The following is a 20,894-nucleotide window of genomic DNA, read 5'->3' on the forward strand; positions in this document are numbered from 1 at the left end:
TCGGTCGTTCGCGGCGACAATCGGCCTCTTCCAGGATAAAAAGGCCCGCGCGGAGGTGGGGTTCACAAGGATTCTTCTCGTACGCCGGCTGCGGGAGCAGCACGGCTTGTGTCGATGATAAATGGCAGCGGCGGCACGCCGCCCCGCACTGCCCGCGACTGGCACGCACCCATGACCACTGGCTACCGTCTCGCCGGCTCCACCGGCCTCCACAAAGGCGACCGCGACTACCAGCAGGACCAGGTCCTGCTGCTGCCGCACGCCCACACCCACGGATGCATCCTGGGCGTGGTGGCCGACGGCATGGGCGGCCGCACCGGGGGCCGCAAGGCGTCCGACCAGGTGGTGCTGACCGCACGCCAGCTCTTCGAGCGTTTCGCCCCGGGTCGGGACGACCCGGAGGCCTTCCTGCAGCAGCTGGTCGAAGAGGCCCACCTCGTCATCCGGCTGGTGGCGATCGCGTCCGAGGAGGAGCCGCACAGCACCATCGCCGCCTTCCTCATCGGGCCGCAGGGCCACTGCCACTGGGTGCACGTTGGCGACTCGCGGCTCTACCACTTCCGCCGCGGCGCGCTCGCCTTCCGCACCCACGACCATTCCTACGTCCAGGCGCTGGTGGACCGCGGCGAGATCACCGAGCAAGAGGCGCAGGTGCATCCGCAATCCAACATCCTGCTCGGCTGCCTGGGCACCGAGACCGACCCGCCGATCGGCCAGCACACCATCACCCAGCTGGTGCCCGGCGACATCCTGGTGGGCTGCAGCGACGGTGCCTGGCACTACCTGCCACCGCACGAGATCCACCAGGCCTGCGCCCAGGCCGACCCGCGCGACGCAGTGCAGACGCTGATCCAGATCGCCCGGATGAGGGCCGGCGGCAAGGGCGACAACATCTCGGTGATCGTCGTCAAGGTCGAGGCGCTGGTGCCTCCGGTGGAGCCCCCGTCACCGGTCGCTCCGCGGCTTCCCGCCAGGCCGCCGCCGTTCAAGCCCACACGCTGAGCGGCGCCGGCGTCCGACCAGACGCGGCGGCGATCGACCCGGTCAGGGATTGGCCGGCAGCGGCGCGGCCAACGGCTTGCCCTGGCGCTCCGCTTCGCGGCGGCGCAGGGCCGCGCGGCGCTCTTCCGCCTCCTGCTGGCGTGCCGCGGCCCGCTCCCGGGCAGCGGGCGCTTCGGCTTCCCGCTGGGCGCGCTGGGCGGCGTCTTCGCTCAGCCGGCGCTCGGTTTCCGCCCGCTGCGACGCGGCACGCGCCGCATTGCCGGGGGCCGCGGCATCGCGCTCCTGCTTCTTCTGCGCGGCCTCGGTGTTGCGGTCGTCGGCGGCACTGGTCGCGGCGCGCTGGCGGGCGCTTTCTTCGGAGCGCAGTGCGGTCTGGCGCTGCTCTTCGAGCCGGGCCAGCCGCTCCTCTTCCTTGCGGGCCCGGTCGCCGTCGCGTACCGCGACTTCCTGCTTGCGCAACGCCGAAATGCGGGGCCGGAACTCGGCTCGCGCATCGGTCAGGCAATCGTTGACGGCGAACCTGCGATAGCAGCCCGCTTCCGCCTGGGCCAGTGCGGCCTGCGTGGCGCTGCGCTGGCGCTCGATCTCGGCCAGCCGGGTACTGCTTTCCTCGGCGGTGATCGGCTCCGCGCGGGGCCGCTCCTGGGCCAGGACCGGTCCGCAGGCGAGTGCGAGAAGGAGGATCGACGAATGCTTCATGGCGGTTCAGGTGATGCGGGTGTCGACCACCCGGCGCTCCAGCGCCAGGAATTCGGCCGACTGCATCTCGGTGAGGCGCGAGACGGTGCGCGGGAACTCGTGGGCCAGCGGGCCTTCGGTGTAGAGCGCTTCCGGCGGCACGGCGGCGGACAGGATGAACTTCACCCGGCGATCGTAGAGCACATCCACCAGCCAGGTGAAGCGCCGCGCCTCGGACGCCATGCGCACCGGCATGTGCGGCACGTTGCTGAGCAGCACTGTGTGGAACTGGGTGGCGATCTCCAGGTAGTCGTTCTGCGAGCGCGGGCCGCCGCAGAGCGTGGCGAAGTCGAACCACACCACGCCCCCGGCGCGGCGCTTGGCCTTGATCTGCCGCGCCTCGATCGTCATCACCGGGTCTTCGTCCTTCGCCTCGGCGATGCGGTCGAAGGCCTGGTTCATCTCGGCATCGGTCTCCGGGCCGAGCGGCGTCAGGTAGAGCCGGAGGTGCTCCAGCGTGCGTCCCCGGTAGTCGGTACCGTTGTCGACGTTGACCACCTCCAGCCGCTCGTTGAGCAGCGCGATGGCCGGCAGGATGCGGTCGCGGTGCAGGCCGCCGGGGTACAGGTCGTCGGGCTTGAAGTTGGAGGTGGTGACGAAGCCGACGCCGTTCTCGAACAACGACACCAGCAACCGGTGCAGCACCATCGCATCGGTGATGTCGGCCACGTGGAATTCGTCGAAGCAGATGAGCCGGTAGCGCTCGGACATCTGCCGGCCCAGCACGTCGAGCGGGTTGACCGTGCCCTGCAGGTGCCCTAGTTCGCGGTGCACCTCGCGCATGAACTCGTGGAAGTGCAGCCGCGCCTTGCGTTCGATCGGCACCGCGTTGAAGAAGCAGTCCATCAGGAAGCTCTTGCCGCGTCCCACGCCGCCGTACATGTAGACGCCCTTGGGGATCGGCGGCCGGCCCAGCAGGCGGCGCAGCGCGCTCGAACGCTTCTCCTTGTACGCCGACCAGTCGTCGGCGCAGCGCTGCAGCGCCTCGACCGCGCGCAACTGCGCCGGGTCGCTCTGGAAACCGCGGGCGGTCAATTCGGCCTGGTAGGCCTCGCGAACATTCATGCTGCAGGATTTCCGTGCGGGGTGGCGGGCCGCGGCTTCAGCGATCCGGGCAGCACGATGCCGCGGATTGCTACCATTTAAATAGCAAGAAGCCGTTGATAAACAACGGCTTCAGGCACTTTTCGCTTACAGGATCAGAAGTTCAGCGTGCGCTTGTCGACCGCCAGCGCGGCTTCCTTCGTGGCTTCCGACAGCGACGGATGGGCATGGCAGATGCGGGCGATGTCTTCCGCGCTCGCCTTGAACTCCATCGCCACGACGGCTTCGGAGATCAGTTCGCTGGCCTGCGGGCCGACGATGTGCACGCCCAGGATCTCGTCGGTCGTCGCATCGGCGATGAACTTGACGAAACCGGTCGTGTCGCCCAGCGCCCGCGCCCGGCCGTTGGCCAGGAACGGGAACGAGCCCGCCTTGTAGGCGACACCCTCGGCCTTGAGCTGTTCTTCGGTCTTGCCGACCCACGCGATCTCGGGGCTGGTGTAGATCACCCAGGGGATCGTGTTGAAGTTGACGTGGCCGTGCTGGCCGGCCATGCGCTCGGCGACAGCCACGCCCTCTTCCTCGGCCTTGTGCGCCAGCATCGGGCCGCGCACCACGTCGCCGATCGCCCAGACTCCGGGCAGGTTGGTCCTGCACTCGTCGTCCACCACGATCGCGCCGCGCTCATCGAGCTTCAGGCCGACGGCTTCGCCGTTCAGGCCGACGGTGTTGGGCACGCGGCCGATAGAGACGATCAGCTTGTCGGCCTGCAGCGTCTGCGCCTCGCCCTTGGCGTCGGTGTAGGCGATGGAGACGCCCGCGTCGGACGTCTTGATCTCTCCGACCTTCACGCCCAGGTTGATCTTCAGGCCCTGCTTGTCGAAAGCCTTCTTGGCTTCCTTGGCCACCTGCTGGTCGACCGCGCCGAGGAACGTGGGCAGGCCTTCCAGGATGGTCACGTCGGCACCCAGGCGGCGCCAGACCGAGCCCATCTCCAGGCCGATCACGCCGGAGCCGATCAGGGCCAGCGTCTTGGGCACCGCGCCCAGTCGCAGCGCGCCGTCGTTCGACAGAACGTTGACCTCGTCGAACGGCGTGCCGGGCAGCGCGCGTGCGTTGGAGCCGGTGGCGATGACGACCTGCTTGGCCGACAGCGTCTCTTCCTTGGCGCCCGAGACCTGGATCTCGTAGCCGCCGTCGGCCGCCTTCGCGAACGAACCGCGGCCGTGGAAGAAGCTGATCTTGTTCTTCTTGAACAGGTACAGGATGCCGTCGTTGTTCTGCTTGACGACGGTGTCCTTGCGGCCCAACAGCGTCGGCAGGTCGAGCTCGACGCCCGAGACCTTCACGCCGTGCTCGGCCAGGTGCTTGTGCGAGAACTCGAAATGCTCGGACGACTGCAGCAGCGCCTTGGACGGGATGCAGCCGACGTTGGTGCAGGTGCCGCCGGGCGCGGGGCCGCCCTTGTCGTTCTTCCATTCGTCGATGGCCGCGACCTTGAAGCCGAGCTGGGCCGCGCGGATGGCCGCGATATAGCCGCCAGGGCCGCCGCCGATGACGATGACGTCGAATTGTTGGGACATGTGGATTCTTTCAATAAAGGGCACCGACGGCGCCCGTATCGACCGCTTCGTCATCCGCGGCAAGCGCAGCGAAGCCCGTTCGAGAACACCGCGGAACCGGCTTTGCCGGGCCGCTGGTGTTGCCCCCTGCAAGGGGGTTGGCGAAGCGACACGAAGTGGCGCGAAGCCTGGGGGTTAGTTAGATATCAAACAGCAGACGCGACGGATCTTCCAGCGCATCCTTCATCGCGACCAGGCCCAGCACGGCTTCGCGGCCGTCGATGATGCGGTGGTCGTACGAAAGCGCGAAGTAGTTCATCGGGCGGACGACGATCTGGCCGTTCTCCACCACCGCGCGGTCCTTGGTGGCGTGCACGCCCAGGATGGCCGACTGCGGCGGGTTGATGATCGGGGTCGACAGCATCGAGCCGAAGGTGCCGCCGTTGGAGATGGAGAACGTGCCACCGGTCATGTCGTCGATGCCCAGCTTGCCGTCCTGCGCCTTCTTGCCGAATTCGGCGATCTTCTTCTCGATGTCGGCGAAGCTCATCTGATCGGCGTTGCGCAGGATCGGCACCACCAGGCCGCGCGGCGAACCGACGGCGATGCCGATGTCGAAGTAGCCGTGGTAGACGATGTCGTTGCCGTCGACCGAGGCGTTGATCACCGGGTACTTCTTCAGCGCGTGCACAGCGGCCTTGACGAAGAAGCTCATGAAGCCGAGCTTGACGCCGTGCTCCTTGGTGAAGCTGTCCTGGAAACGCTTGCGCATGTCCATCACCGGCGCCATGTTGATCTCGTTGAACGTGGTCAGGATGGCGTTGGTGGATTGCGACTGCAGCAGGCGCTCGGCGATGCGGGCGCGCAGGCGGCTCATCGGCACGCGCTGCTCGGGACGCTCGCCCAACTGTGCGAAGTTCGGGCCCGACGGTGCCGCCACGGCGGCCAGCGGCGCCTTGGCGGGTGCCGGCGCGGCGGCAGCGGGCTTGGGTGCGGCCACGGCCGACAGCACGTCGCCCTTGGTGACGCGGCCGTCGCGGCCGGAGCCGGCCACATCGCCGGTCTTCAGGTTGTTGTCGGCCAGCAGCTTGGCGGCGGCGGGCATCGCCACGTCGGCCTTGCTGCCACCGGTGGAGGCGGCTGCGGCGGCGGCCGGCGCAGGAGCCGGCGCGGCGGCTGGAGGGGCAGCGGCGGGCGCGGCGGCCGGTGCCGGGGCGCTGGCGGTGGCCGAGGTGTCGATCTTGGCGATGACCTGCGCGGTCACGACGGTGCCGCCATCGGCGACCACCAGCTCGGTCAGCACGCCGGCCGACGGTGCGGGCACTTCCAGCACCACCTTGTCGGTTTCGATCTCGATCAGGATCTCGTCGGCCGCGACGGCGTCGCCGACCTTCTTCTTCCACTGCAGCATGGTGGCTTCCGCCACGGATTCGGACAACTCGGGGACTTTGACTTCTACGATGGCCATGGGGTACTTCTTTCGATATGTCGGGAAAACAGAAGGGCGCGACCGCCCTTCCCTCTGGATCTGACGTTCTTACTTCGAGAGCACGAAGCCCTTGAGCTTGCCGAACGCACCTTCGACCAGTGCCTTCTGCTGCTCCTGGTGCAGGTGCGAGTAACCCACGGCCGGCGAAGCGGATGCCGCGCGACCGGAGTAGCCGAGCTTCTGGCCGTCGGCCATGTTCTCGTGGATGTAGTGCTGCACGAAGAACCAGGCGCCCTGGTTCTGCGGCTCGTCCTGGCACCACACGATGTCGGTCACGTTGGGGTACTTCTTCAGCTCGGTGGCGAAGGCCTTGTGCGGGAACGGATAGAGCTGCTCGACCCGCAGGATGACGGTGTCGTCGGCGCCCTTCTCTTCCCGCTTCTTGGCCAGGTCGTAGTAGACCTTGCCCGAGCAGGCGATCACACGCTTGACCTTGTCGGCCTTCAGTTCCTTGCTCTCGGCGATCACGGTGCGGAAGCCGCCTTCGGTGAACTCGGAGATCGGCGAGGTCGCGTCCTTGTTCCGAAGCAGCGACTTCGGCGTCATGATGATCAGCGGCTTGCGCAGGTTGCGCACCATCTGGCGGCGCAGCACGTGGAAGATCTGGCTGGCCGTGGTGGGCTGGACCACCTGCATGTTGGTGTCGGCCGACAGCTGCATGAAGCGCTCGAGGCGCGCCGAGCTGTGCTCGGGGCCCTGGCCTTCGTAGCCGTGCGGCAGCATCAGCGTCAGGCCGTTGACGCGGCCCCACTTCACTTCGCCGGAGGCGATGAACTGGTCGATCACCACCTGCGCGCCGTTGGCGAAATCGCCGAACTGGGCTTCCCAGATCACCAGGGTGTTGGGGTCGTTCGATGCGTAGCCGTATTCGAAGCCCAGCACCGCCTCTTCGGACAGGATCGAGTCGATGACGACGAAGGGAGCCTGGTTCTCGGCGATGTTCTGCAGCGGGGTGTAGGTGCCCTCGTCGAACTTCTCGCGCTTCTGGTCGTGGATCACCGAATGGCGGTGGGTGAAGGTTCCGCGGCCGCAGTCCTCGCCCGACAGTCGCACCGGGTAGCCGCTGGCCACCAGCGACGCGTAGGCCATGGTTTCACCCATGCCCCAGTCGACGTTGATCTCGCCACGGCCCATCGCCGCGCGGTCGTCGTAGACCTTCTTGACCAGCTGGTGCGGGGTGACGGATTCGGGAATCGTCGTCACACGCTCGGCAAGGCGCTTCCACTCGGACATCGGGATCGCGGTGTCGCCGGCGTCGGTCCACTTCTTGCCCAGGTACGGGCTCCAATCGACCGCGTACTTGCCCTTGAAGTTGGTGAGCACCGGATCGACCGTGTGCTTGCCCGCTTCCATCGCGGCGCGGAACGCCTTGAACATGTCGTCGCCGAGCGTCTCGCCCAGGCCCTGCGTGGCCAGCTTGTCGGCGTAGAGCTTGCGCGTGCCGGGGTGGGCCGCGATCTTCTTGTACATCAGCGGCTGGGTGAGCGACGGGGTGTCCTGCTCGTTGTGGCCCAGCTTGCGGAAGCAGATGATGTCGACGACGACGTCCTTCTGGAACTCCATCCGGAACTCGAGCGCCAGTTGCGTCGCCAGCACCACGGCTTCGGGGTCGTCGCCGTTGACGTGCAGCACCGGCGATTCGATCATCTTGACCACGTCGGTGCAGTACAGCGTCGAGCGGCTGTCGCGCGGGTCGCTGGTGGTGAAACCGATCTGGTTGTTGATCACGATGTGCACCGTGCCGCCCGTGTGGTAGCCACGGGTCTCGGCCAGCGCCAGCGTTTCCATGATGACGCCCTGGCCCGCGAAGGCGGCGTCGCCGTGCACCAGCACCGGCAGCACCTGCTTGCCCTGCGGATCGCCGCGGCGGTCCATCCGGGCACGCACCGAGCCTTCGACGACCGGGTTCACGATTTCCAGGTGCGACGGGTTGAACGCCAGGCTCAGGTGCACTGGACCGCCGGGGGTGTTCACGTCGGAACTGAAGCCCTGGTGGTACTTCACGTCGCCGCTCGGCAGGTCTTCCGGCGCGGTGTGGTCGAACTCGGCGAACAGGTCGGCCGGCAGCTTGCCGAGCGAGTTCACCAACACGTTCAGGCGGCCGCGGTGGGCCATGCCGATCACGATTTCCTGCACGCCCTTGGCGCCGGCTTCCTGGATCAGCGCGTCCATCGAGGCGATGAAGCTCTCGCCGCCTTCGAGCGAGAAGCGCTTCTGGCCGACGTACTTGGTGTGGAGGAAGCGCTCCAGGCCTTCGGCCGCGGTCAGGCGGTCGAGGATGTGCTTCTTCTGGTCGTTGTTGAAGCTCGGCTTGGTGCGGATGCCTTCGAGCTTTTGCTGCCACCAGCGCTTCTGCACGTGGTCGGTGGTGTACATGTACTCGGCGCCGATGGTGCCGCAGTAGGTTTCCTTCAGCGCGTTCATCAGCTCGCGCAGAGGCATCGTGTCCTTGCCGAAGAAGGTGTTGCTCGTGTTGAACACCGTCTCCTGGTCGGCGTCGGTGAAGCCGTAGAACGGCAGCTCGAGCTCGGGGATGTTCTCGCGCTCGGTGCGCTTGAGCGGATCCAGGTCGGCCCAGCGTACACCGACGTTGCGGTAGGCGGCGATCAGCTGCTGGACGGCGGTGCGCTTGCGGCCCAGTTCCGAATCGGCGCTGGCGACCACGACCTTGGTCTGGCCCTGCTTGGCACGTTCTGCGAAGGCGTTGACGACCGGCAGGTGGGGCACGTCGCGGGCATCGCTGCCGTCGGTGGCCGGCACGTGCTGGAGGGCGTCGAAATATTCACGCCAGTTGTCCGGGACGCTGCCGGGATTCTCCAGGTAGTTTTCATACATCTCCTCCACGTAGGGCGCGTTGCCGCCGAAGAGGTAGGTGTTGCCCTGGTAGGCGTCGTATAGAGACGTGGTCTCGCTCATGTGTGCGCTACTTTCGTTTCCCTTGGGAAAACATTAGCTGGTTTGGAAAACCTTCCGCGACACGGCTGAACCGGTTGGCGGATGCGACTGTGGCTGTGGAAGGGGCCGAGTACAACGTGCGATTGTGCCATCTAAAAAAATCCCGCAGGGGGCCGGTTCGAAACCGACCCCGATGCGGGATTCTTGGACGGGGCCACGGCGAGCGGCGATTCGCCGCCGCAACCCCGAGGCGATGGCAGCCCGGTCGGCGATCGACCGGGCGGCGTGCCTCATGCCATTACAGCGGCGTGCGCTTGCCGTCCTTGTAGTTGTACAAGGTGCTGGCCGGGTTCTTCAGCTCGCCATTGGGCTCAAAGGCGATCGTGGCGGTCACGCCGCTGTAGTTGGACTTCAGCAGAACCGGGATGTAGACCTTCGGATCCCACGAATTGGCGCGCTTCATCGCGTCGGCGAGCAGCATCGTGGCGTCGTAGGTATACGGGCTGTAGATCTGGAACTGGCCGGGGAACTTGGCGTCGTAGCGCTTCTTCCAGGCTTCGCCGCCCGGCATCTTGGCGAGCGACGAGCCGCCTTCCGCGCAGACCACGTTGCCCAGCGTCTTCGCGCCGCCGGAGAGGCGGGCCAGCTCGGCGGTACAGATGCCGTCGCCGCCGAAGAACTTGACGTTCGACATGCCGAGCTGCTCCAGCTGGCGCAGCATCGGGCCGCCCTGCGGGTCCATGCCGCCGAAGAAGATGCCGTCCGGCGCCTTGGCCTTGATGGCGGTCAGGATAGCCATGAAATCGGTGGCCTTGTCGGTGGTGAACTGCTCCGCTACGATCTCGGCGCCCTTGTCGGCCGCGGCCTTCTTGAACACCGAGGCGACGCCCTGGCCGTAGGCGGTGCGGTCGTCGATCACCGCGATCTTCTTCAGCTTGAGCGTGTCGGTCGCGTAGAGGGCCAGGGCCGATCCGAGCGCGTTGTCGTTCGAGATGATGCGGAACGAGGTGTTGTAGCCCGGCTTCATCAGCAGCGGGTTGGTCGACGAACCGGTCACGTGCGGGATGCCGCAGTCGTTGTAGACCTTCGATGCCGGCAGCGTGGTGCCCGAATTCAGGTGGCCGATCACGCCGGCGACCTTGGCGTCGCACAGCTTTTGTGCGGCGGCCGTGCCCTGCTTCGGGTCGGCGGCGTCGTCTTCGGCCTGCAGCTCCCACTTGATCTTCTTGCCGTTGATGACGATGTTCTGCGTGTTGAGTTCTTCGACCGCCATGCGCGCGCCGTTCTCGTTGTCGCGGCCGTAGTGGGCCTGAGGGCCCGAAACGGGGCCGACGTGCCCGAGCTTGATCACCTGGGTGTCTTGTGCGAACGAGGTAGCGGCGACTGCGGCCAGCGCAGCGGTCAGGGTCAACTTCAACTTCAGGTGCATATAAAAATCTCCGGTTGGGAAAACATCGAAGCCGATGGGGAATCGATGGGCCGGACGCTACCGCAATTTCCGGGCCCGGACCAGAGGAAACATACGGTGCCGCCGGCGCACGAAATCATGCAGGCCCGCGGCCCGGTCGCGGCTGCAGTGCATCGCGTTCCTGCGCCAGCGCCGCGGAGACGGCGTTGCGCACCGATCCGGCGATTTCTTCCCGCAGCCGGGGCAGCATGAAGCGCGTCTGCTCCAGCACTACCAGGGCGATCGCGTCGCTCAGGCGACCGGCCAGGACGGCATCGACGCGGGCCAGCACCCGCTGGGTGATCTGCTCCTGCAGCGCCTCGGCGATCTCGGGCGGCAGATGCGGCGGGGCGCGGCCCTTGTCCGCATGGAGGCCGGACGGCGCTGCCGCCGGAGCCGGCGCGGGCGGCACGCCGCTCTCGGGGGCGGCGCGGTCGACCACCTCGGTCAGGGTCGGCACGAAACGCGGTGCGGCGGCGGTCGATGGGGTCGTCGGCATGGCTCAGGCTTTCAGCGCCAGGTCGTGGCGGGTAATGGAGTAGCCCCGGTCGGCATAGTGCTTCCAGCGGGCGCGGGCCCCCTTGCGGTCGTCCTCGTCGCCGAGCGACACCACCTCGATCAGCCGCTCGAAACGGCCGAAGCCCTGCGGCACTTCACCGCCCAGGTTGAGCAGCACCTGGTGGTGCGGCGCGGCGTCGGCGGCCTCGGTCAGCAGGATCGGGGAAGCGCGCCGCATCGGCTCGGGATCGGTCGCGCGGCAATGGGCCAGGAAATCGGTGGGCGACAAGCTCCACAGGCCGCGGTCGAGGAGGTCGAGCGCAGCGCCCGGCGCCACGACCACCACCCGCGCACCGCCGCCCGTGGCCTTGCGCAACAACCGGCAGGCGTACGCCAGCTTGTCGGGCGCGTTGAAGTGAAAGCCGATCTCGGTCATGGCGCAGGCACTCCTGCCGCCCGGCCCGCCACCGTCACGATGCGGCTCGGGCTTTGTTTGCTACTTTTTTCGTAGCTGCAGGCCGTTGCTGGACCTGGGCCAGCAGGTAGTTGAGCAACAAAGGAACCGGCCGTCCAGTGGAGCCCTTGCTACCGCCGCCCTTCCAGGCGCTACCGGCGATGTCCAGATGCGCCCAGGGAAACTTGGCGGTGAAACGCTGCAGGAACTTGGCGGCGGTGATCGCCCCGCCCGCACGGCCGCCGATGTTGGCCACGTCGGCGAACGGCGTCTTCAGGCCCTCGGCGTATTCGTCGTCCAGCGGCAGGCGCCAGCACGGGTCGAGCGCCGCTTCGCCTGCCTGGTGCAGTGCGGCGGCCAGGGCGTCGTCGGCCGAGAACATGCCGCTGCGCACCGCGCCCAGCGCCACCACGCAAGCGCCGGTCAGCGTGGCGATGTCGATCACCGCGCGAGGATTGAAACGCTCCGCATAGGTGAGCGCGTCGCACAGCACCAGACGGCCTTCGGCGTCGGTGTTGAGCACCTCGATCGTCTGGCCGCTCATGCTGGTCACCACGTCGCTCGGCTTGAGGGCGCGGCCGTCGGGCATGTTCTCGCAGGACGGGATCAGGCCCACGACGTTGATCGCGGGCTTCAGCTCGCCCAGGGCCTTGAAGGTGCCGAGCACGCTGGCGGCGCCGCACATGTCGAACTTCATCTCGTCCATTTCGGCGGAAGGCTTGATCGAGATGCCGCCGGTGTCGAAGGTGATGCCCTTGCCGACCAGCACCACCGGCGCGTCGTTCTTGGCCGCGCCGCTGTAGCGCAGCACGATGAACCGCAGTTCTTCTTCCGAGCCCTTGGCGACCGCCATGAAGGAGCCCATGCCCAGCTTGGCGACCTCCCGCGGGCCCAGCACCTCGCACTTCACCTGGGCGGTGACCAGCGTCTTGGCCGCGTCGGCCAGCAAGGCGGGGGTGGCAAAGTTGGCGGGGCGGTTGCCCCACTCCTTGGCGAACTCGACACCGGCGACCGTGGCCCGGGCGCAGTCGAAAGCGGCGCGCACCGCGCCGGCATCGGGCACGGCCAGCGTCAGCTTCTCCAGCTTGCGCGGCTCGGGCTTGGATTTGGTGGTGGTGAAGACGTAGCTGGCATCGGCCGCGGCGGTCGTGGCCGCCTGTACCGCCGCGGCCCCGTCGGGCAACGCCGGCAGCACGACGGTCAGGCGCCGCACCGCATGGGACTTCAATGCGCCGACGGCGGCCACCACCGCCTTGTGCACCGCACGTGCGCTGCCGTCGCCCACACCCGCCACCACCGTGAGCCGCGCCGCGCTGGCCGCATGGCCGTAGAGGGCCAGCACCTTGCCGGTCTTGGGCTCGAAGTCGCCCGCCTTGCGGGCATCGGCGATAGCACGTTCCAGCGCATGGGCGCCCGGCTTGGCGCTTTCGGCCACCAGCAATACCAGTGCGTCGGTCTTTTCCGCGGCGGCGCCTGCGAGGTCCAGGGTCTTGAGTTGGAAGTCCATAATCGATGTTTTCTTTTGGTCTTCCATGTTATTCCATTCCTCCATCCGCAAGGAGCTCGCGCGGAGCTTCGGCGCGACGCTGGTGGTGCTGGCCACGGTGGTGATGACCATCATGCTGATCCGGGTGCTGGGCCAGGCCTCGCGCGGCAGCGTCAACCCGTCCGACGTGCTGCTGGTCATGGGCTACACCGTGCTCGGCCAGCTGCCGACCATCCTGGCGCTGAGCCTCTTCGTCTCCATCGTCGGCACCCTGTCGCGGATGTACCGCGACAGTGAAATGGTGATCTGGCTGTCGGGCGGCCGGGGCCTGGCGAGTTTCCTGCGGCCCCTGCTGCGCTTCTCCTGGCCGGTGCTGGCGCTGATCGCGGCACTAGCCCTGCTGGTCTGGCCCTGGGCCAACACCCAGATCCAGGGCATGAAGGACCGCTACGAGCGCCGCGGCGACATCGACCGGGTGGCGCCGGGCCAGTTCATGGAATCGGCCGGCGGCAACCGCGTGTTCTTCATCGACAAGGACACGCCCGATGCGCAGACGGCCAGCAACGTGTTCATCACCGCGTCGGAGCGGGGCCAGGAAATTGTCACCTCGGCCCGCACTGGCCGTCTGGCGATCCTCAACGACGACCGTTTCGTGGTGCTCAACGACGGCCAGCGGCTCGAGAGCCACGTCGGCAAGCCGGGGCTGAAGATCAGCGAGTTCCGCGAGTTCGCCAACCGGATCGCGACCAATGTGCTGGACGACCAGGAAGAGATACCGGTCAAGCTGCGCAGCACGCTCGACCTGCTGCGGGATCCCACCATCATGAATCAGGCCGAGCTGGCTTGGCGGCTGGGCCTGGCCTTCGCCGGATTCAACTTCGTGGTGATGGCGCTGGCGATCTCGAGCGTCAACCCGCGGGCCGGGCGCAGCGGCAATCTGGTGTTCGCGCTGTTCGCCTTCGTCGTCTACTACAACCTGTTGAACCTTGCGCAGAGCTGGATGGTGGGCGGCAAGCTCAACTTCGTCGGCGTGATCGTGCTGCTGCACGGCGGCGTGCTGGCCGCCAGCGGACTGCTGCTGGCCAAGCGGCACACGCAATGGACCTGGCGCGGCGCCCGCCGCAGCGGAGCCGCCGCATGAAGACGATCCGCCGCTTCCTCTATGCCGAAGTGTTGCGGGCCGTGGCCTTCGTCACGCTGGGCTTTCTGGCGCTGTTCTTCTTCTTCGACTTCGTCGACGAGCTGCGCTACATCGGCCGCAGCGGCAGCGATGGCTACCAGGTGCAGCACGCGCTGCTCTTCGTGTCGCTGTCGATCCCGAGCCACCTCTACGAACTGCTGCCGATCACCGTGCTGATCGGCACCATCTTCGTGATGGCGCGGCTGGCGCAGAGCTCCGAGTACACGATCCTGCGCACCAGCGGCCTGGGGCCGTGGCGGGCGCTGGGCACCCTGCTGTCGCTGGGCATGGTGTTCGTGGTGCTGACGCTGGCGGTGGGCGACTATGCTGCGCCGGCGGGCGAGAAGGCCGCCACGCTGGTCAAGGCGCGCTACCAGGGCAAGCTCACCATCGGCCAGACCGGCGCCTGGCTGCGCGAGAAGCAGGCGACCGGCGACTACTCGGCCAACGTGCGCTCGCTCGGCGCCGACGGCACGATGACCGGCGTGCGCATCTACGGCTTCGACAACCGCGGCTTCGTCTCCAGCATCGTCACGGCCGAGAGCGCGGTCTTCGGGCCGGGCGACCTCTGGACCCTGTACAAGGTCGACCGCAGCGATTTCCATACCGAGGTTGCCAACAAGGCCCGGGTCGACCGCAAGCACCTGGACGAGGCCACCTGGCCGACCCACATCAGCGCCGAGATGGTGGCCGCATCGCTGCTCAAGCCCGACAAGATGCGCACGCTGGACCTGTTCCAGTACATCCGCCACCTCGATTCGAACGGCCAGGCGGCACAGCGCTACGAGATCGAGTTCTGGCGCAAGGTGTTCTATCCGATCTCCTGCCTGGTGATGGTGGTGCTGGCACTGCCCTTCGCCTACCTGCATTTCCGCTCGGGCGGCATCGCCACCTATGTGTTCGGCGGCGTATTGGCCGGCGTGAGCTTCTTCCTGCTGAACAACGTGTTCGGCTACATCGGCAATCTGCAGAACTGGATGCCGTGGCTCACCGCCGCGGCGCCCGGGATGATCTACACCGTGCTCTCCCTGGGCGCCTTCAGCTGGCTGGTACTCCGAAGATGACGCAAGACCCGACGACCGCCGTGGTGCTTTTCGGCCATGGCTCCCGCGACCCGCTGTGGCGCAAGCCGATCGAGGCGGTGGCCGAGCGGATGCGGACCGATGCGCCGGCGGTGCCGGTGGCCTGCGCCTACCTGGAGCTGACCGAGCCGGCATTGCCCGAGACCGTCGAGTCTCTCGCGGCCCGAGGCGCCCGCACGATCCGCATCGTGCCGATGTTCCTGGGCGTCGGCCGCCACGCCCGGGAAGACCTGCCGGCTCTCGTGCAGGATCTGCGTGCGCAGCATCCGGCCATCGCGTTCGACCTGAAGCCCTCCATCGGCGAGCATCCCGCGATGCTGGCGCTGATGGCCGATATCGCCGCGGGCCGTTGACGGCGCCCGGCCGGCAGCCCGACCGCATAATGCGGCAGCTTTTCCGAGACCTGTCCGCATGAACCTCCACCAGTTCCGCTTCGTCCAGGAGGCCGTGCGCCGGAACCTGAACCTCACCGAGGCCGCCAAGGCGCTCCACACCTCGCAACCCGGCGTGTCGAAGGCGATCATCGAGCTGGAGGAAGAGCTGGGCGTCGAGATCTTCGCCCGCCACGGCAAGCGGCTCAAGCGCGTCACCGAGCCCGGCGAGCATGTGCTCAAAAGCATCGAACTGATCATGCGTGAGGTGGGCAACCTGCGCCGCATCGGCGAGCAGTTCAGCGCGCAGGATAGCGGCACCCTCTCGATCGCCACCACCCACACCCAGGCCCGCTACGTGCTGCCGGTGCCGGTCGCCAAGCTGCGCACCGCCTACCCCAAGGTCAACGTCAGCCTGCACCAGGGCTCGCCCGACCAGGTGGCGCGCATGGTGCTCGACGAGATCGCCGAGATCGGCATCGCCACCGAGTCGCTGGCCGACTACGGCGACCTGGTCACCCTGCCCTGCTACGAATGGCAGCATGTGCTGGTGGTGCCGGTGGGCCATCCGCTGGCGCAGATCGAGCGGCTGACGCTGGAGGACGTGGCGGCCGAGCCGATCATCACCTACCACCCGTCCTTCACCGGCCGCACCCGCATCGACCAGGCCTTCGCCGCCCGCAAGCTGGCGCCGCGCATCGCGCTGGAGGCGATCGATTCCGACGTGATCAAGACCTACGTGCGTCTGGGGCTCGGCGTAGGCATCGTGGCCGAGATGGCGGTGCGGGACGATTCCAACGCCGACCTGGTGGTGCGCCCGCTGGGCCACCTGTTCGGCAGCAACCTGGCGCGCGTCGCCTTCAAGCGCAGCGCCTACCTGCGCAACTTCGTGCTGGAATTCGCCGAACTGCTCAGCGACCGGCTCAACCGCGACCTGATCGCCAAGGCGCTCTCGGGCCGCTTCGACGACTACGACCTGTGACCCTGCCCATGTCCGCCTCCGCCACCCGGTCTCCCGCCTCCCCTGCCCGCACGCCCCCGGTGCAGACCAAGCTGCCGCGCGTCGGCACCACCATCTTCACCGTCATGTCGGCCCTGGCCGCCGAGACCGGCGCGGTGAACCTCGGCCAGGGCTTTCCCGATTTCGAATGCGATCCGCGGCTGGTCGACGCGGTGGCTGCCGCGATGCGCGCCGGTGCCAACCAGTACCCGCCGATGGCCGGCCTGCCGGTGTTGCGCGACGCCATCGTCGAGAAGATCGAGGCGCTGCACGGATACCGCTACAGCGCGGCCGACGAGATCACCGTCACCGCCGGCGCGACGCAGGGGATCATCACCGCCATCCTGGCCGTCGTCCGCCCCGGCGACGAGGTGGTGGTGCTGGAGCCCTGCTACGACAGCTACGTGCCCAACATCGAACTGGCGGGCGGCACGGTGGTGCGGGTGCCGCTGGTGCCCGGCAGCTTCCGGCCCGATTTCGCGCGAATCGCGGCGGCGCTGACGCCGCGCACCCGCGCGATCATCGTCAACTCGCCCCACAACCCCAGCGCCACCGTCTGGACACGCGAGGACATGCTGCGCCTGGAGGCCCTGCTGGCGCCGACCGACGTGCTGCTGATCAGCGACGAGGTCTACGAGCACATGGTGTTCGACGGCGAGCACCAGAGCGCGTCGCGGTTCCCGGGCCTGGCGGCGCGGGCCTTCGTGGTGTCGAGCTTCGGCAAGACCTTCCACGTCACCGGCTGGAAGATCGGCTACGTTGCGGCGCCCATGGCGCTGACGGCCGAGTTCCGCAAGGTGCACCAGTTCAACGTGTTCACCGTCAACACGCCGATGCAGCAGGGCATCGCCGACTACTTGGCCGATCCGCAGCCGTACCTGCAGTTGCCGGCCTTCTACCGCGCCAAGCGCGACCTGTTCCGCGCGGGGCTGGAAGGCTCCCGGCTGCGCCTGCTTCCGAGCGAAGGCAGTTATTTCCAGTGCGTGGACATCTCTGCTGTCAGCGATTTGTCCGAAGCCGATTTCTGCCAGTGGCTGGCGCGCACCCACGGCGTCGCGGCGATTCCGCTTTCAGCGTTCTATGGCGACGGCTTCGACCAGCATGTGGTGCGCTTCTGCTTCGCCAAGCGCGACGAGACGCTGCACGCGGCCCTGGAGCGGCTGCGCAAGCTCTGACCCGACTGCGCGGGCCATCCGGGCCCACCGAAGCAAAAAGGCCGTGGAACCTGCGTTCCACGGCCTTTTTTGCGGCGCCCCTCGGGGCACACGCCGCTCAACCGCCCTTGCTGGGACGCTTGCCGGGGTTCTTCTTGCTACGCGTCGCCTTGCCACGCTCGAGGCTGACCTTCTGGCCGCGGCCGGCGGTCTGCAGCGACATGCCGGGCAGTGCCGGCAGTGGAGGGGTTGCCTTGCGGTCCGCTTCGGTGACGATCTTGTTACCCATGAAAACTCCTGGTTGATTGTTGGATGGCAAACCCGGAATTAGGCCACACAAATGCGGCGGTTCCGGGGCGTGCTCCGATAAGCATTGCAGCCGGCCTGCACGGCCGGCACGCGCCTTACTGCAGGAAGGCCGGCTTGGCGTAGCCGGCGAAGTTCTTGTCCACCGTGGCCTTGAACTCGGGCGAGCGGTAGGCGTCGACGATGGCCTTGGCCCACGGTGCGTCCTTGTCCGCCCGCTTGACCGCCACGACGTTCAGGTAATGGTCGGGCGTCTTCTCCAGCGCCACCGCTTCCGACAGCTTCAGACCCGACGAGATCGCGAAGTTGCCGTTGATGATCGCGTACTCGGTATCGCCGATCGAGCGCGGCAGCTGCGCGGCCTCCAGCGGGATGAACTTCAGCTTGCGCGGGTTCTCGGCCAGGTCCTTCTCCGATGCGCGCAGCGCGTCGATGCCGGGCTTGAGCGTCACCAGCTGGTTCTGCTGCAGCAACACCAGCGCACGGGCCAGGTTGCTCGGGTCGTTCGGCAGCGTGACGCGGTCGCCTTCCTTGGCCTCCGCCAAGGATTTGCGGTTCTTGGAGTACACGCCCAGCGGCGCGATCGGGCCCTGCACGATCTCGACGATGTCGAGCTTCTGGTCGGCCGCGAACTTCTGCAGGTAGACCCGGTGCTGGAAGAAGTTGGCATCGAGCGAGCCCTGCGCCAGCGCCTGGTTGGGCTGCACGTAGTCGTTGAATTCGACCAGCTTCACCGTGTAGCCCTGCTTCTGCAGGATCGGCACGATGCCTTGCTTCAGCTGATCCATGTTGGAGCCGGCGGTAGCGCCGATGGTCAGGTTCTTCTTGTCGGCCTGCGCGTGGGCCCCGATGGCGGCGGCGCCCAGGGTGGCGGCGACCAGGGCGGTCAGCAGGCGGCGTTGGATCGAAATCATGGTTGTGCTCCTCGGATGAAAAATCGGTTCTTTGTTCTGTTCTGTCGTCTGCGCCGTGTCAGCGCTTGTCGAGCCGGCGCGCCAGCGTGTTGCCGGTGACCTGGAGGATCTGCACCAGCACCACCAGCAGCGCCACGGTGAGCACCATCACGTCGGTCTGGAAGCGGTAGTAGCCGTAGCGGATCGCCAGGTCGCCGATGCCGCCGCCGCCCACCACGCCGGCCACCGCCGAGTAAGAGAGAAAGCTCACCGCCAGGACCGTCAGCGCCAGCACCAGGCCCGAGCGGGCCTCGACCAGCAGCACCCGCCAGACGATCTGCAGTTCGGTCGCGCCCATCGCATGGGCCGCCTCGATCACGCCGCGCGGCACTTCGCGCAGGCACTGGTCGACCAGGCGGGCGAAGTACGGAATCGCGGCGAAGGACAGCGGCACCGCCGCGGCCAGCGGCCCGATGGAGGTGCCGGCGATGGTGCGGGTGAAAGGCACCAGCGCCACCAGCAGGATGATGAACGGAAACGAGCGCACCACGTTCACGATCCAGTTCAGCACCAGGAAGGCCGGCTTGTTGTCGAGCGACTGGCCCGGCCCCAGCAGGAACAGCAGCACGCCCAGCGGCCCGCCGAGCACGATGGCGGCGGTCAGGCCGATGGCCAGCATCACGAAGGTCTGGCCGGCGGCCATCCACAGCTCGGGCAGGATGGCGAGGATGTTGTCGCTCATTGCACCGCCTCCACCTGGCGCGCGGCGGCGGAAGCCGCATCGGCACGGGTAGGCGCCGCAGCAGCAGTGGCCGCTTCCTCGGCCTCGATCCGGGTCAGCAGCGCGTGGCGGCGCTCCAGCCTGGCCAACTCCTGACCCAGCGCACTGGTGCGGGTGGCGGTGGCGTCGCCCAGGGCGAACTCCTCCACCAGCTCGCCCTTCTCCAGCACCGCCACGTGGCGGCAGATGTTCTGCACCACTGACAGCTCGTGCGTCACGATGACGATGGTCACGCCCAGGCGAAGGTTGATCTCGGCCAGCGTCTGCAGCACCGAGCGGGTGGTTTCGGTGTCGAGCGCCGAAGTGGGTTCGTCGCACAGCAGCACCTGCGGCCGGGGCGCCAGCGCCCGGGCGATCGCCACCCGCTGCTTCTGCCCGCCCGAGAGCTGCGCCGGGTAGCTGTCGATCTTCTCGGCCAGGCCCACCACATCGAGGCATTCCCGCACCCGCTGGGCGATGGCCTTCCTGTCGTGGTTGCCGTGGATCTTCAGCGGGAAGGCCACGTTGTCGAACACGCTGGCGTTCTGCAGCAGGTTGAACTGCTGGAAGATCATGCCGATCGTCTGGCGCGTGTCGCGCAACTGGGTCTTGGTGAGCGCGGTGAGGTCGCGGCCGTCGACCAGCACCCGGCCGCGGTCGGGCCGCTCCAGCAGGTTGATCAGGCGCAGCAGCGTGGATTTGCCGGCGCCGCTCTTGCCGATCAGGCCGTAGATGTCGCCGGTGGCGATCTCGAGCGAGACCTGCTTGACCGCGTCGAACACGGTGCCGTCGGGCAGGTGGAAAGTCTTGCCGACGCCGTCAAGGCGGATGACCGGCGGGGGCGACGCGAGCGCTGCGGAAGATGAACTCATTGCGTAGAAAACCGGCACCCCTTGCGGGTCGGCATGGTCGGAAGGCGGGCCGGAACCGGCGAAGGCGCGATTATCGTGGCCCGGTCAAAAATGAAGAACGATGAAAAAATCGTAATCTTATGCAGTCAGGGCATAAGCAACTGCTTCGGTGGTCGGAATGCCTACACATGCCTGCGCACGCCCGGTGCCGTCAGATCGACCGGCGGCTGCGCGTCGGCCCGGGCGTGCAGCGTCTCGATGATGCCGCAGCGCCCGCCGTGGCCGCTGCAGCGGTCGCGCAAGGCCGCCAGGTCCTGCTCCAGCGCCTGCAGTTCCTGCAACCGCTCCTGCACGTGGCCCAGGTGGGCGGTCAGCGCCTCGCTCGCACGGGCGCAGTCGGCCGGGTCGTCCAGGTCGAGCGCCAGCAATGTCCGCACCTCGACCAGCGACATGTCCATCGCCCGGCACAGCCGGATGAAACGCAGCCGGTGGACCTCGTCGTCGGTGTAGAGCCGGTACTGGTTGCCTTCGCGGGCCTGCGCCTGCAGCAGCGCTTCCTTCTCGTAATAGCGGATCGTGGCGGCAGGAACGCCCGACAGGCGCGCGGCTTCGCCGATTCGGTGGCGGGGGCTTTCTGCCGGCATGGGTTGACCTTCGAGTGGCTTCAAGGTTTTCAATGATC

General features: G+C 67.4%; 20 protein-coding genes. 6 read left to right on the plus strand and 14 right to left on the minus strand.

Going from position 1 to position 20,894, the window contains the following annotated elements:
* Positions 1 to 171: 171 nt before the first annotated feature.
* Positions 172 to 1,002 (plus strand): PP2C family serine/threonine-protein phosphatase, encoded by an 831-nt coding sequence (locus ASE76_RS10590; protein ID WP_055838763.1) that lies wholly within the window; start codon positions 172 to 174, stop codon positions 1,000 to 1,002.
* A 42-nt stretch (positions 1,003 to 1,044) separates the two neighbouring features.
* Here ASE76_RS10590 and ASE76_RS10595 read toward each other — a convergent pair whose 3' ends face one another.
* The 9 genes from ASE76_RS10595 to ASE76_RS10635 form a co-directional block, all read right to left on the minus strand.
* On the minus strand, positions 1,045 to 1,701 hold the full coding sequence (locus tag ASE76_RS10595) for a hypothetical protein (RefSeq protein WP_055838766.1): 657 nt from the start codon (positions 1,699 to 1,701) through the stop codon (positions 1,045 to 1,047).
* 6 nt (positions 1,702 to 1,707) lie between these two features.
* The gene (zapE, locus tag ASE76_RS10600) at positions 1,708 to 2,805 is read right to left on the minus strand and encodes a cell division protein ZapE (RefSeq protein WP_055838772.1); all 1,098 of its coding nucleotides are present in this window, start codon (positions 2,803 to 2,805) and stop codon (positions 1,708 to 1,710) included.
* 134 nt (positions 2,806 to 2,939) lie between these two features.
* Positions 2,940 to 4,367, minus strand: a complete 1,428-nt coding sequence (gene lpdA, locus ASE76_RS10605) for a dihydrolipoyl dehydrogenase (RefSeq protein WP_055838774.1) — start codon at positions 4,365 to 4,367, stop codon at positions 2,940 to 2,942.
* A 178-nt stretch (positions 4,368 to 4,545) separates the two neighbouring features.
* Entirely contained in the window at positions 4,546 to 5,814 is a 1,269-nt protein-coding gene (gene odhB, locus ASE76_RS10610; RefSeq protein WP_055838777.1) for a 2-oxoglutarate dehydrogenase complex dihydrolipoyllysine-residue succinyltransferase, read from the minus strand.
* A 69-nt stretch (positions 5,815 to 5,883) separates the two neighbouring features.
* The gene (locus ASE76_RS10615; RefSeq protein WP_055838781.1) at positions 5,884 to 8,751 is read right to left on the minus strand and encodes a 2-oxoglutarate dehydrogenase E1 component; all 2,868 of its coding nucleotides are present in this window, start codon (positions 8,749 to 8,751) and stop codon (positions 5,884 to 5,886) included.
* Positions 8,752 to 9,028: 277 nt separating this feature from the next.
* Positions 9,029 to 10,159: a branched-chain amino acid ABC transporter substrate-binding protein gene (locus ASE76_RS10620; RefSeq protein WP_055838783.1), complete on the minus strand. Its 1,131-nt coding sequence runs from the start codon at positions 10,157 to 10,159 to the stop codon at positions 9,029 to 9,031.
* Positions 10,160 to 10,274: 115 nt separating this feature from the next.
* Positions 10,275 to 10,676: a hypothetical protein gene (locus ASE76_RS10625; protein WP_055838788.1), complete on the minus strand. Its 402-nt coding sequence runs from the start codon at positions 10,674 to 10,676 to the stop codon at positions 10,275 to 10,277.
* A 3-nt stretch (positions 10,677 to 10,679) separates the two neighbouring features.
* Complete coding sequence (locus ASE76_RS10630) at positions 10,680 to 11,111, minus strand: DNA polymerase III subunit chi (RefSeq protein ID WP_055838791.1); 432 nt, start codon at positions 11,109 to 11,111, stop codon at positions 10,680 to 10,682.
* A gap of 34 nt (positions 11,112 to 11,145) precedes the next feature.
* Entirely contained in the window at positions 11,146 to 12,636 is a 1,491-nt protein-coding gene (locus tag ASE76_RS10635; protein ID WP_055838794.1) for a leucyl aminopeptidase, read from the minus strand.
* A 25-nt stretch (positions 12,637 to 12,661) separates the two neighbouring features.
* On the opposite strand from ASE76_RS10635, the gene lptF reads away from it, so the two are divergent.
* The 5 genes from lptF to ASE76_RS10660 are packed head-to-tail and all read left to right on the plus strand — an operon-like array spanning position 12,662 to position 17,423.
* Positions 12,662 to 13,756 (plus strand): LPS export ABC transporter permease LptF, encoded by a 1,095-nt coding sequence (gene lptF / locus ASE76_RS10640; protein ID WP_055838799.1) that lies wholly within the window; start codon positions 12,662 to 12,664, stop codon positions 13,754 to 13,756.
* Positions 13,753 to 14,859, plus strand: coding sequence for an LPS export ABC transporter permease LptG (lptG, locus tag ASE76_RS10645; RefSeq protein WP_055839309.1), 1,107 nt, complete (start codon positions 13,753 to 13,755; stop codon positions 14,857 to 14,859). The genes lptF and lptG overlap by 4 nt, the downstream gene beginning before the upstream one ends.
* Positions 14,856 to 15,230 (plus strand): sirohydrochlorin chelatase, encoded by a 375-nt coding sequence (locus ASE76_RS10650; RefSeq protein ID WP_055838802.1) that lies wholly within the window; start codon positions 14,856 to 14,858, stop codon positions 15,228 to 15,230. The genes lptG and ASE76_RS10650 overlap by 4 nt, the downstream gene beginning before the upstream one ends.
* A 58-nt stretch (positions 15,231 to 15,288) precedes the next feature.
* Positions 15,289 to 16,230 (plus strand): CysB family HTH-type transcriptional regulator, encoded by a 942-nt coding sequence (locus ASE76_RS10655; RefSeq protein WP_055838806.1) that lies wholly within the window; start codon positions 15,289 to 15,291, stop codon positions 16,228 to 16,230.
* Between the two features lie 8 nt (positions 16,231 to 16,238).
* On the plus strand, positions 16,239 to 17,423 hold the full coding sequence (locus ASE76_RS10660; RefSeq protein ID WP_055838809.1) for a pyridoxal phosphate-dependent aminotransferase: 1,185 nt from the start codon (positions 16,239 to 16,241) through the stop codon (positions 17,421 to 17,423).
* A gap of 97 nt (positions 17,424 to 17,520) precedes the next feature.
* On the opposite strand, the gene ASE76_RS20835 is transcribed toward ASE76_RS10660, so the two are convergent.
* From ASE76_RS20835 to ASE76_RS10680, 5 genes are all read right to left on the minus strand, one after another.
* The gene (locus tag ASE76_RS20835; protein WP_168389240.1) at positions 17,521 to 17,691 is read right to left on the minus strand and encodes a hypothetical protein; all 171 of its coding nucleotides are present in this window, start codon (positions 17,689 to 17,691) and stop codon (positions 17,521 to 17,523) included.
* Positions 17,692 to 17,806: 115 nt separating this feature from the next.
* Entirely contained in the window at positions 17,807 to 18,622 is an 816-nt protein-coding gene (locus tag ASE76_RS10665; protein ID WP_055838812.1) for a MetQ/NlpA family ABC transporter substrate-binding protein, read from the minus strand.
* Between the two features lie 58 nt (positions 18,623 to 18,680).
* Positions 18,681 to 19,343: a methionine ABC transporter permease gene (locus ASE76_RS10670; protein ID WP_055838815.1), complete on the minus strand. Its 663-nt coding sequence runs from the start codon at positions 19,341 to 19,343 to the stop codon at positions 18,681 to 18,683.
* Entirely contained in the window at positions 19,340 to 20,233 is an 894-nt protein-coding gene (locus tag ASE76_RS10675; RefSeq protein ID WP_055838818.1) for a methionine ABC transporter ATP-binding protein, read from the minus strand. Before ASE76_RS10675 ends, ASE76_RS10670 begins: the two co-directional genes overlap by 4 nt.
* Before the next feature lie 161 nt (positions 20,234 to 20,394).
* A complete protein-coding gene (locus ASE76_RS10680; protein WP_055838822.1) occupies positions 20,395 to 20,856 on the minus strand; it encodes a MerR family transcriptional regulator in 462 nt (153 codons plus the stop codon).
* Between the last annotated feature and the right edge of the window lie 38 nt (positions 20,857 to 20,894).

It is taken from the genome of Xylophilus sp. Leaf220 (assembly GCF_001421705.1).
Classification (GTDB): domain Bacteria; phylum Pseudomonadota; class Gammaproteobacteria; order Burkholderiales; family Burkholderiaceae_C; genus Xylophilus.

Coding starts and splice junctions, on each gene's coding strand:
- ASE76_RS10615 (WP_055838781.1), bottom strand. CDS start 8,751: ATGAGCGAGACCACGTCTCTATACGACGCCTACCAGGGCAACACCTAC.
- ASE76_RS10680 (WP_055838822.1), bottom strand. CDS start 20,856: ATGCCGGCAGAAAGCCCCCGCCACCGAATCGGCGAAGCCGCGCGCCTG.
- ASE76_RS10590 (WP_055838763.1), top strand. CDS start 172: ATGACCACTGGCTACCGTCTCGCCGGCTCCACCGGCCTCCACAAAGGC.
- ASE76_RS10620 (WP_055838783.1), bottom strand. CDS start 10,159: ATGCACCTGAAGTTGAAGTTGACCCTGACCGCTGCGCTGGCCGCAGTC.
- ASE76_RS10655 (WP_055838806.1), top strand. CDS start 15,289: ATGAACCTCCACCAGTTCCGCTTCGTCCAGGAGGCCGTGCGCCGGAAC.
- ASE76_RS10625 (WP_055838788.1), bottom strand. CDS start 10,676: ATGCCGACGACCCCATCGACCGCCGCCGCACCGCGTTTCGTGCCGACC.
- lptG (WP_055839309.1), top strand. CDS start 13,753: ATGAAGACGATCCGCCGCTTCCTCTATGCCGAAGTGTTGCGGGCCGTG.
- zapE (WP_055838772.1), bottom strand. CDS start 2,805: ATGAATGTTCGCGAGGCCTACCAGGCCGAATTGACCGCCCGCGGTTTC.
- ASE76_RS20835 (WP_168389240.1), bottom strand. CDS start 17,691: ATGGGTAACAAGATCGTCACCGAAGCGGACCGCAAGGCAACCCCTCCA.
- ASE76_RS10635 (WP_055838794.1), bottom strand. CDS start 12,636: ATGGACTTCCAACTCAAGACCCTGGACCTCGCAGGCGCCGCCGCGGAA.
- ASE76_RS10670 (WP_055838815.1), bottom strand. CDS start 19,343: ATGAGCGACAACATCCTCGCCATCCTGCCCGAGCTGTGGATGGCCGCC.
- lpdA (WP_055838774.1), bottom strand. CDS start 4,367: ATGTCCCAACAATTCGACGTCATCGTCATCGGCGGCGGCCCTGGCGGC.
- ASE76_RS10660 (WP_055838809.1), top strand. CDS start 16,239: ATGTCCGCCTCCGCCACCCGGTCTCCCGCCTCCCCTGCCCGCACGCCC.
- odhB (WP_055838777.1), bottom strand. CDS start 5,814: ATGGCCATCGTAGAAGTCAAAGTCCCCGAGTTGTCCGAATCCGTGGCG.
- ASE76_RS10665 (WP_055838812.1), bottom strand. CDS start 18,622: ATGATTTCGATCCAACGCCGCCTGCTGACCGCCCTGGTCGCCGCCACC.
- lptF (WP_055838799.1), top strand. CDS start 12,662: ATGTTATTCCATTCCTCCATCCGCAAGGAGCTCGCGCGGAGCTTCGGC.
- ASE76_RS10650 (WP_055838802.1), top strand. CDS start 14,856: ATGACGCAAGACCCGACGACCGCCGTGGTGCTTTTCGGCCATGGCTCC.
- ASE76_RS10630 (WP_055838791.1), bottom strand. CDS start 11,111: ATGACCGAGATCGGCTTTCACTTCAACGCGCCCGACAAGCTGGCGTAC.
- ASE76_RS10595 (WP_055838766.1), bottom strand. CDS start 1,701: ATGAAGCATTCGTCGATCCTCCTTCTCGCACTCGCCTGCGGACCGGTC.
- ASE76_RS10675 (WP_055838818.1), bottom strand. CDS start 20,233: ATGAGTTCATCTTCCGCAGCGCTCGCGTCGCCCCCGCCGGTCATCCGC.